This window comes from Pantoea sp. CTOTU49201 (genome assembly GCF_032054795.1).
GTDB classification, from domain to species: domain Bacteria; phylum Pseudomonadota; class Gammaproteobacteria; order Enterobacterales; family Enterobacteriaceae; genus Pantoea; species Pantoea symbiotica.
Map to the genome: position 1 here is coordinate 1 of NZ_DAMBSA010000568.1, position 2,242 is coordinate 2,242.

General features: G+C 51.5%; 3 protein-coding genes. All 3 read right to left on the reverse strand.

The window, feature by feature from the left end:
- Positions 1–328: 328 nt before the first annotated feature.
- Positions 329–481, reverse strand: a complete 153-nt coding sequence (locus tag RTY00_RS23850; protein ID WP_008110189.1) for a KGG domain-containing protein — start codon at positions 479–481, stop codon at positions 329–331.
- Between the two features lie 117 nt (positions 482–598).
- Complete coding sequence (locus RTY00_RS23855) at positions 599–1,711, reverse strand: ABC transporter substrate-binding protein (protein WP_409519169.1); 1,113 nt, start codon at positions 1,709–1,711, stop codon at positions 599–601.
- Positions 1,712–1,748: 37 nt separating this feature from the next.
- Positions 1,749–2,242: TonB-dependent receptor domain-containing protein (locus tag RTY00_RS23860; RefSeq protein ID WP_312666622.1), on the reverse strand; the 494-nt coding region annotated here is incomplete at its 5' end.

Consider the following 2,242-nt stretch of genomic DNA (forward strand, 5'->3'; position numbering starts at 1 on the left):
CGGTTGCGTCTGCTTTTTAAAAGGCGGAACCGGATACGCTTCAGTAATTAAGGTTATATTGGTGGCTTGCGTTGTCATATATATCTCCTTGTCGCATGAGGTGAATAAATTAAGCCTGGCATAAATGTGATATTTGTCACGTTAGAAAGTGAACAATCAAATTTATTAAGACGAAACGGCAGGTTGAGGGGGTTAAAAATGGAAGGCAGTTACGTAAGGTTATTAACGGTATTTATTTCATTAGGATAAAATGGGATGAGATAATTCTGAGGGCGTCCGTGCCCTGGCGGAATTCCAAGGTGCTGTGTGCTATTTACAGCGTTGATAACTACTTCTTACCGCCTTTCTTGCCTGCTTCTGACGCTTTAGCGGGATCGTCTTTGAAACTACCGCCGCTTTTTTCTCCGCCTTTTTTACCGGCATCTGACGCTTTCTTTTTATCGTCAGCGAAATTACCGGAACCGCCTCTATGCTCAGCCATAAAACATCCTCTCGTGAGTTGTTGTTGCATGGCGGAAATAACTGCTTCAACGCCATGCCCGTGCTGCAAATTTAAGATTAGCGAGCTTCAGATTAATCACAAGCGGAGCGGAAGTGATTATTTATCGCTCGCTGGCGGGATGTTAATAAAATAAGTGCCGCTGTAGGGAATTGGTAAGAAATCATGAAAAATCTGCTGTAATGTTTTCTCGGGTTCTACGTCCGCAAATAGCTGTGGATAGAGTGTCTTAGCCATAAATTCTGTCGCCGCGATGTGCCACGGGCTGAGATAGAAGTTCATCCAGATCACCGCCGAGTGACCATTTTTCAATGCAGATAATTCACGTAAACCCTTTTGCTGCGCCGTCAGCTGTTTGAAACTGCGGAGCACCGTTTCTGGCGCCACTTCTGGCCCTAATTTCAGCAAGCCCTGCGAGGCATTATCGCCAAAACCGGTAGCAAAGTAGTACTGCGGCTGCGCAGCGATCACGCTCTCTTCACTCAAGCGACCAAACACGCCGTGCTGCGTTTTATTAGCGATATTGTCGCCGCCCGCCGCGTTGAGTAATTCGCCGAGGCTGCCATTGATCGCCGTCACGCAGCACTCGTTACGGCGTCCAAGATGCAGTTGCAGCAGCACCGAAGGCTTTGCGCCCTGATACGTGGCTAAGCGTTCACGAATCACCTGCATATGCTGATCGTAAAATTGATTAAACGCCTGCGCGCGGGCTTGCTGATTCAGCACTTCGCCAAAAATCTCCACGCTGCGGCGGGTGTTTTTCAGCAGATGCACACGCAAATCGATCTTCACCACCGGGATATGTGCCGCCTTCAGCATGGTGACTAATCGCAAGTCGGCATCATCGTAGCGCGCCAGGCTCGGCAATATCACCACGTCCGGTTTCAGTGCCAGAATCTGCTCGGGATTAATGGCGTTCGGCCCGCCGGAACCCAACGAAGGGATTTTCAGCATCTGCGGAAACTGACGCGCAAAGCTGTTCCAGGTTTGACTGTCGTACTTCTTCAGATCCTGCGGCCACGCCACAATATGCTGAAACGGATCGCCTGGCTCGAGCAACGCCAGCGTATACAGCATGCGGCTTTCGCCCAGCACGATACGCTGCGGACGATCGGGGATCTCAATGCGATTGCCGTCAATATCAGTGATGGTTTTCGCCCACGCCGCGCTGCTTATTAGCAGCAGGAAACCGGCCAAAATCGTGGCGAGCAGGGAAGGCGCACGTCGTGCGCCGGTGGTAAATATCGAATCAGAATTCAACGCTGGCCTCGAGCATCAGGTTGCGGGTTTCTCCTTCACGCACGCGCAGATTGCCGCCGCTGGAGGTGTAATAGTGCTTATTAAACAGGTTGTTCAGATTGAGTTTCAGTTGGGTTTTCTCACCGAACAAATGGTTGTTCCAGGCGATAAAGCTGTCCGCCACCACATAATCGGGCATGTTAAAACTGTTTTCCGGATCGCCTGCGCGCGTTCCCACATAGCGCGCGCCGCCGCCCACGCGGAAATCGCCCGGAACGCCGGAGAACGCCAGATTATGGCTCAGATAGAGCGCACCAGAGTGGCGGGGCGCGTTTTGCAGGCGATTGCCGTTGTTAGCCGCGTTAACGCCATCATCAACAATCTCAGCTTTGTCATAGCTGTAGTTGGCGCTGAGATCCCAGCCTGGCAGCACTTCACCGTTTAACTCGAATTCCGCGCCGCTGGATCGGGCTTTATTGATGGCGCGCGTAGTGCCGTTAATGC

Bases quoted from the DNA above. Each gene is read 5' to 3' on its own strand.
- RTY00_RS23850 (WP_008110189.1), bottom strand. From the start codon at position 481: ATGGCTGAGCATAGAGGCGGTTCCGGTAATTTCGCTGACGATAAAAAG.